The 6,599-nt window shown below is 57.4% G+C and carries 6 protein-coding genes and 5 pseudogenes; 3 read left to right on the plus strand and 8 right to left on the minus strand.

The features are described from left to right. Positions 1–104: 104 nt before the first annotated feature. A pseudogene (locus tag HV796_RS39525) lies at positions 105–335 on the plus strand (PDDEXK nuclease domain-containing protein); the annotation flags it as partial. 30 nt (positions 336–365) lie between these two features. Here the strand turns inward: HV796_RS39525 and HV796_RS39530 are convergent. Next, a complete protein-coding gene (locus HV796_RS39530) occupies positions 366–689 on the minus strand; it encodes a hypothetical protein (protein ID WP_175233198.1) in 324 nt (107 codons plus the stop codon). Between HV796_RS39530 and HV796_RS39535 the strand changes: the two genes are divergently transcribed. Beyond that, positions 682–957 (plus strand): HU family DNA-binding protein, encoded by a 276-nt coding sequence (locus HV796_RS39535; protein ID WP_175233199.1) that lies wholly within the window; start codon positions 682–684, stop codon positions 955–957. The genes HV796_RS39530 and HV796_RS39535 overlap by 8 nt on opposite strands. A gap of 869 nt (positions 958–1,826) precedes the next feature. Here the strand turns inward: HV796_RS39535 and HV796_RS39540 are convergent. The 4 genes and pseudogenes from HV796_RS39540 to HV796_RS46465 all read right to left on the minus strand — a co-directional run. Beyond that, positions 1,827–2,451: pseudogene (locus HV796_RS39540) on the minus strand (hypothetical protein); the annotation flags it as partial. 205 nt (positions 2,452–2,656) lie between these two features. After that, complete coding sequence (locus HV796_RS39545) at positions 2,657–3,151, minus strand: IS110 family transposase (protein ID WP_246356329.1); 495 nt, start codon at positions 3,149–3,151, stop codon at positions 2,657–2,659. 349 nt (positions 3,152–3,500) lie between these two features. Then, positions 3,501–4,291, minus strand: a pseudogene (locus HV796_RS39550) (IS110 family RNA-guided transposase); the annotation flags it as partial. A 300-nt stretch (positions 4,292–4,591) separates the two neighbouring features. Next, on the minus strand, positions 4,592–4,744 hold the full coding sequence (locus HV796_RS46465) for a transposase (RefSeq protein ID WP_484555923.1): 153 nt from the start codon (positions 4,742–4,744) through the stop codon (positions 4,592–4,594). Between the two features lie 312 nt (positions 4,745–5,056). Here HV796_RS46465 and HV796_RS39560 point away from each other — a divergent pair, with 312 nt between their 5' ends. Beyond that, entirely contained in the window at positions 5,057–5,671 is a 615-nt protein-coding gene (locus HV796_RS39560) for a hypothetical protein (RefSeq protein WP_175233201.1), read from the plus strand. A gap of 166 nt (positions 5,672–5,837) precedes the next feature. On the opposite strand, the pseudogene HV796_RS39565 reads toward HV796_RS39560, so the two are convergent. The 3 genes and pseudogenes from HV796_RS39565 to HV796_RS43640 all read right to left on the minus strand — a co-directional run. Continuing rightward, positions 5,838–6,033 (minus strand): annotated as a pseudogene (locus HV796_RS39565) (IS3 family transposase); the annotation flags it as partial. A gap of 12 nt (positions 6,034–6,045) precedes the next feature. Beyond that, the gene (locus HV796_RS39570) at positions 6,046–6,351 is read right to left on the minus strand and encodes a transposase (protein WP_281369988.1); all 306 of its coding nucleotides are present in this window, start codon (positions 6,349–6,351) and stop codon (positions 6,046–6,048) included. A 6-nt stretch (positions 6,352–6,357) separates the two neighbouring features. Beyond that, positions 6,358–6,599 (minus strand): annotated as a pseudogene (locus tag HV796_RS43640) (hypothetical protein); the annotation flags it as partial.

The following is a 6,599-nucleotide window of genomic DNA, read 5'->3' on the forward strand; positions in this document are numbered from 1 at the left end:
GTTGCCTCGTCCAACGGCTTCTTTGCCATGGCGCGTATCTCCATTCAATCCGTTAGAGATATAACGCGCCAGCATCGAATCGGTTGTCATGTTTTATGGGAAACTCAATAAATCACGCCGATGTTGGACAGATGCACATGTACTGCAATTATGCGAAAGAGCACTGGGTGCTTCCTGAAGAGAATCCACCGGTCGATCTGATCTCTTGCGCCCGGACAAACGCGGCGGCTGCTCGCTATGCTCTTGAGGGTCTGCCGAACAAGGTTCTCGCCGCTGAATACCAGATGTTGCCGCCCGACGAACGACCGCTTGCCGACGAACTTGTCAAGATGTGACGGAAATGGGAGGATCTGCATCGTCAGAATTCAAGCCTTCTCGCCGATGGCAAAAGTGACGATCTGCAATAAGCATTTGTTTGATCGAAGCTGGAATGCACAACGCGGTGTGATTCGCGCTGAGCGCAATTGTTTGTTGACAAATCCGCATGCTGTGGACTGCCCGATCGTCTCAACGGTCGCGGACAGGCGTGCGTGGTATCTGCTCGCCTGAGCGTTGCGCAGCAGTTGCTTGTACGATGTTGTTTGCGGTTCACGACGCAGTCGCCGCAGTTGCTTTATCACTTTATTATGGGTTAGCCAAAGGTCCGCTCGAAACAAGCGGAAATCAAGCAAAGGAGCCAGGATGAACAAGCAGGACCTCATTGATCAGGTTTCGGCGTTGACCGGCGAAAGCAAGTCAAGCACCGCTGAAGCCATTGATGCGATTCTTGATGCCGTCACACAGGCAGTGACGCGTGGCGACGCAGTCCAGCTGATCGGGTTCGGCACATTCTCTTCAGGTGACCGTGCCGAGAGGGTGGGACGCAACCCAGCGACAGGCGAAGCAATAACAATCCCGGCGTCCAAGGCCGTCAAGTTTTCCGCGGGAAAGGCTTTCAAGGAGGCTGTTAATTCGTGATTGAACGCGGGGAGTCGCATTGCCTTGGAGATGCTTGACCTGATGCGCTACTACGGTGGTGAACGCAGGATGTGAGCCATCGCGCGCATTTCCACCCTCGCACAGGAAGATGAGCGGCGAGTACACCGTAAGCCCGGTCGCCTGCGGCAGGAGCGTACCGCCCACAGCAACCGGACCCGCTTGCTGCTGATACGCCACAACCTGCGGGTCGGGCACATCGGTGGGCGCGCGTGGGCCCACTGGTGGGCACAGAACGCCGCCCGATTGTTGGCGGGTCTACGCGCCGGGATCGAACGCGAATGTGAGTGACTGTCGCCGGCTGCCAGGCAGATCAGGGCGCTCGAGGTACAGCAGCAGCGCGAGGTGTGCAGCGGTGCGCAACCCGCGATTGCGCGGCTCGCGCGCCTTGCGGGTATCGGCCCCGGCAGTGCCGGGGTCCTGGTCAGGGAATCGTCCGGTTGGCGACAGTTTTACAACCGCCGCGAACTGGCCGGCTGCCTGGGCCTGGCCCCAACGCCGATGCCAGTGGTACCAGTGAAGCTGAGCAGGTCATCAGCAAGATCGGCAACAAGCGAGCCCGATGGCTGATGGTGGAACTGGCTGCTGCGCTTCCAGCGCAGCAGCCAGTCAGGCGCCTGATTCAACAATTTTCCGGACTTCAGGCACTCCGACCTCACTGCTGTTCTCGCTTGATATGGAGGATTACAAAACATCTGATCGTGAGAGATTATCCACCGCCGGCCAGCGTGGCGGTCGTAACAAGCGACCCGCCGGCCGGCCGTGGATAAGCCGTCACGATCTCGAATGCGAGAAAGCTGACGGGAAAATGGATCGCGAAAGGGCTTGACTTCCAATGCCCCATAGAAGGCTTACTGTTTCACAAAATCATTCGCGCAGTCTGTTACCTTACCGTCGCCGGGTGGCCGCCGTCTAGGCAGGATACGCGACTTGATAATGGAATCAGGAACGTGGCGTTGTGCGCTGCTGCCCCGTGGGATGTAATCCGGGGAAAGTGCAGGCAGCGCGCGTTCGATGAGGCTTTTTTATCGCGCACATCTGATCGCATCCTGAGTCGCTGAGCCATCAGAATCCCATATGCAGCGATGCTCAGCGTGGCATGGTGATGAAAGCCACGCCAGCCTCACCTTCGTAGTGAGCGAGTCCGAACTCCTGTTTCAGGTCCTGATAATCGCGCTCGATACGCCAGCGCATCTTTGGCACGAACACAAGCTGTTCAATTGTTGCCTCCCCGGGAGTGGTGCTCAGAAAGTATTTGAGTGGCTCCGGATTGCCATCGGGCCATTCAATGAGCAGCCATTGTTCGTCGCGAACGGTACTTGGCCAATAGTCACGATGCGCGGGACGAACCCGTACGGCGGCAAAACGTGAGCGGAGTGCTGCGTTGCTGCCTTCGCGCAAGGTGACGCTCTGCCAGGGGTTCACGGGTAATTGCATGGCCATTTCCTTCACCGTGAGCGGTTCGTGGCTAGGTGCGGGCCAGTAAACCGTGCGAGATCACCGAGTTCGGCCACGACGGTCACTGCTGCGAGCAGACCGATGCCGCGCAGCGCCATCAACTCCTCGATCACCGGCCAGAGCGCGCTGGCGTGTGCCGCCGTCTCAATTCGTGGTCGAGGCTGACCACGTGCCTGCCTCAGGCTTGTACCGTGTCGATATATTCGTGCAGTACGATCTGTTGCTACGGCCGGGCGAACTTGATGCCCTCCTGCCAGCGGCTGTGGGCTTGTGTCCACCGGGAGCGGCCCGCGTAGCGATGACCATGGCGCGGCAGAAATGACAACAGCCGTTGCTTGGCCTGACGTCGCAGATGCTTGATGTCCTCACGCGCACGGGTCAGATCGCACAGCGCCTCCTGTGCATGATCAGGAACCCATACGGGGCTCAACTCGCCGGCGCAATGCAGGCGCGCCAGGCTTAGGGCATCGCGCCGGTCAGTCTTTACGCGTTCGCCTTGCTTCTTCGGAATCAGCGAGGGCGCCACGACCTGGCAGTCCTGCTTGAGCTCCCGCAGCTGTCGGCGAATGGTGTAGCTACAGGGGCCGGCTTCGTAGCTGAACGCAAGTTGTCGGCCCGTGCCCCGCTTGATCTGTCCAACGAGTTTCGCAATGGCCTCGGGTGTGTTCACGATCTCGCCCAGATACCGGACTTCGCCAGCCGTGTCGGCGACCGCCACGGCAACGGTTTCCTGATGTACATCCAGGCCCACGTACTTGCTAAACGGATATGACTTTCCGTGTCAAACGGGATCGATTTTCAGTTTTTCATAAGCATCTTCTTTGCGATAGGTTGATCTGAATTTCCTGAGGGCGGCGTAGCAGTAAATCCGACGGTGAATCACACTGATATCCGCGGGTTGGTTACCGCATTACAGAGGTCCGTCTCGTGAGCCTGCCCCTCCCTTGTTCCGCAAATCGGTTGATGCAAGTTGCCATGTTTAGCCACGGGTTGCCCGAGTACTGGGGCTACGCCGCCTTCAGGAAACTGTTCTCCAGATGTTGGTCAAATTTGAATGGTCGGGTGGGTTACGCTGCGTGTGCGGTGCCTGGCACGGCGAGCGACATTGCCAGACGGCTGACGTCCCGGATGAAACCGGCCAGTTCCCGGGCAACCGCGACCGTCGCGATGTTCGGGTTTTTGCCGCGTGCCGCGAGCCTGCGATATCGGCGGCATAACCGCAGCTGCGTGTCCCAGGCGCCGATCAATGGTGACCTTCGGGATGCCTTCGTGGCGGCGCTGAATGTCGGGACTCACGCGTGCCGGATGCCAGTAGCTCCATGCCGCCTCGACGAGCAGCTTTCTGGCGTAACTGTTGCCGGTCTTCGTGATGCTGCCCCGGCGGCGTTTCTCGCCCGATGAGTGTTCTGACGGCGTCACGCCGAGCCAGGCCATCAGCTGACGCGGATGCTCGAAGCGCAACAGGTCCCCCAGTTCGGCGAGCACCCCTACGGCCGTGGTGAACGTCCAGGACAGCTGGATAGAATCACCAGTTGGGCACCGCCTCGCGCAACGCGGTCTCGAGACGCTCGCACTGCGCGAGGCGATCCCCAATCATGCGTCGATGTTCTTCAAACGCCCGTTGCTGCCATTCGTTGCCCAACGAATACTGGCTTGGCCAGTGCCGGTGCGCGGGGCTCCAGTTCGCGCTTCCGGTATAGCGCACGCCGTGCGAGAGCGGGAAGGACTTCAGCCGTTGCCGGGCACGCTTCAGGCCGCCCCTGGCGCTCACCCACGCACGTGCCAGATCCCGGAACGCTTCGTCGTCAACGGTGGGCACGTACACCGCTGACAGGTCGCCGGCGCGCAGCGGCTTCATCCTGACAAGACACCTGGGCGCGAAGAGAGAGTGAAGCTGTTGACCGACGCTTACGCTGACGCGAAGCAGACATAAAGCAAGCATTCGCCTCCGTACTGCGATTGACCGAGGCGTCGATTTCGTTCAAGGGCTACCGGTTTTCACCGGAACATCATCAACTGCGCGGTGTGGCTGCATTGCCGCTTAATAGACCGTCGCTTTTCTTAACGCGTCGCGCTCCATCGTGACGACCGCCAGTTCACGCTTGACCCGCGCAGCTCTGCTTCCAGTTCCGTGACGGGCTTCTGTTGCTCGCCGATTTCAGTCAGCTTGCCCTTCTGGGCGGCGTCGCACCCAGTTGCCCAGTGTCCTGTTCCGCAACGAAAGACGCCGCGATGCCTCCAATAGCGACAGCCCGTCTAGCAGTACGAGCTTCACTGCCTGCTCGCGAAAGTCCTTCGTGCGGTTCCCCATACGTTCCTGATCTCCGTTTTCCACTTTCTTCCGCCTACCTTGCTGCGGCAGAACCGCACGTGTTGCACCGATTGTCCAAACGTCCTCTATAAGAAGTCGTTTATCAGTTAAAAATTCATGCCAAGATCGCAGTTTAAAATCGTAACGTTTATTGACAATCGGTTGAGGTTCAAGTGGTATGTTTATATTGAGTCGTCCGAATCCTGGGTTGACTTCTTCAAACCCCAATGCGAATGTATTGGGACTTAACCAGTCGATTGACAAAATAACTTGTCACCGAGATTACTTTTTTATACTTAGAAGGAGCGTATCATGTCATCAATCTTCAATACTATCAAGCAAAACTTCGACAATCAGGTGAGCAATGTGAAGGGCGATGCTAGTCAACTTGCAGCTGCCGTAAAAAAACAGGGCTCAGATCTCCAAAGTAGCATTCAATCGTTTCATAACGGAAACTTTACTGCAGACCTTAGAAATGGACTTAGTACACAATTGTCTGATAGCACAAAAACCATCGGGAATGCGGGTAAGACATGGTATACCGCAATGAATGCTCCGTCTAATAGCGTCCTGAACACCGTCAAACAAGATGACCCATCGACTGCACGATATATTAACGGCTATCAAACTCTTACGGATAATGTCCAGCAGGGCGTTACCAAAACGTTCAGCAATATTCCCAAGGGTGTACAGGACATCGGCACTGGTTCGTCAAACGTTGTCAGCGGGTTGGAAAAAGGCAACGCTCACCAGGTATTTGAAGGTGGGCGTCAGGTTGTCAATGGGGTAGGGGACATTCCCACGGGTCCGGAGTCGTTCTTCGGTAGCGTAGTCGGAAACACCGTTGGTCGTTACACTAACAATAGTGTCGCACAAAGCGCCGCAGCGAAGGGAGCCACGAAAGCAGCTGGCCTCTTTCGTGCGTGAATAGTTTAAATGGCCATCAACGGCGTTGAGGAACGCGGATCTGGACCATGGGACAGGATGAAAAGTAGCTTCTGTCTCATACGTCTTGTTGACCGCGTTCTTCGGTCTCGAGGTGCGGCGCTTTGGCCACGCGTGTGGTCGGTCGTCGATAGTGGAGACCGACGGGTTAAGCAGCGAGTTTATTTTTGAAGAGCTGCTGCGTGAAGGCGGCAGGAGACAGGTAGCCAAGGCGAGCCTGTTTGCGCTGCTGGTTGTAGAAGATTTCGATATATTCGGTGATCGCGTTGCGTGCCTGTTGACGCGTAGCCAAGCGTTCATGATGCACAAGTGAGCGAACCCCAGAAGCTTTCCATCGGCGCGTTGACGCTCCTATGTCAATGGAGAGGCGTCGAATCGGCCAGATCGACCAGGATGAGCGGGTACAGTTCCCGGACGATATACCGTTTCAGGCAGCGATGGATTTCCTTGTTCGACATGCCTTCCTTTGTCCGACGATCCACATACGCACGGGTATGCGGATCACTGCGCATCCGAACCAGGGCAATGGTCGATAGGGCGTTATTTGCGGACCGATCACCGCCTCTGTTCAAACGATGCCGGACCGTCTTGCCCGACGACGCCTGCAACGGACCTGTGCCGCAAAGTGTGAGAGTGACCCGGTTCGACGGACGGATCTGCAGTTGGTTTTAGCCAGGTGTGGATCCTCCTGTTGCGTCGCGGGTTGTCCACGGCCGGGCGGCAGGTCGCCTGTCTCGACCATGACGCTGCCCGGCGGTGGGCAACCCGCAAGGCAGCACGGTTTTCGTTTTATCGTTTGGATTCTCGAATTCAAGCGGCGAGCAATAGCCGATGCTGCTGTGCAAACGGCGCAGGTTGTACCACCCCTCCAGGAACCAGAAGATGCGCTGGCGTGCCTGTTCATGGGTCG

Source organism: Paraburkholderia humisilvae, from assembly GCF_902859855.1.
Lineage (GTDB): Bacteria > Pseudomonadota > Gammaproteobacteria > Burkholderiales > Burkholderiaceae > Paraburkholderia > Paraburkholderia humisilvae.

Coding starts and splice junctions, on each gene's coding strand:
- HV796_RS39535 (WP_175233199.1), top strand. CDS start 682: ATGAACAAGCAGGACCTCATTGATCAGGTTTCGGCGTTGACCGGCGAA.
- HV796_RS46465 (WP_484555923.1), bottom strand. CDS start 4,744: ATGGGGAACCGCACGAAGGACTTTCGCGAGCAGGCAGTGAAGCTCGTA.
- HV796_RS39560 (WP_175233201.1), top strand. CDS start 5,057: ATGTCATCAATCTTCAATACTATCAAGCAAAACTTCGACAATCAGGTG.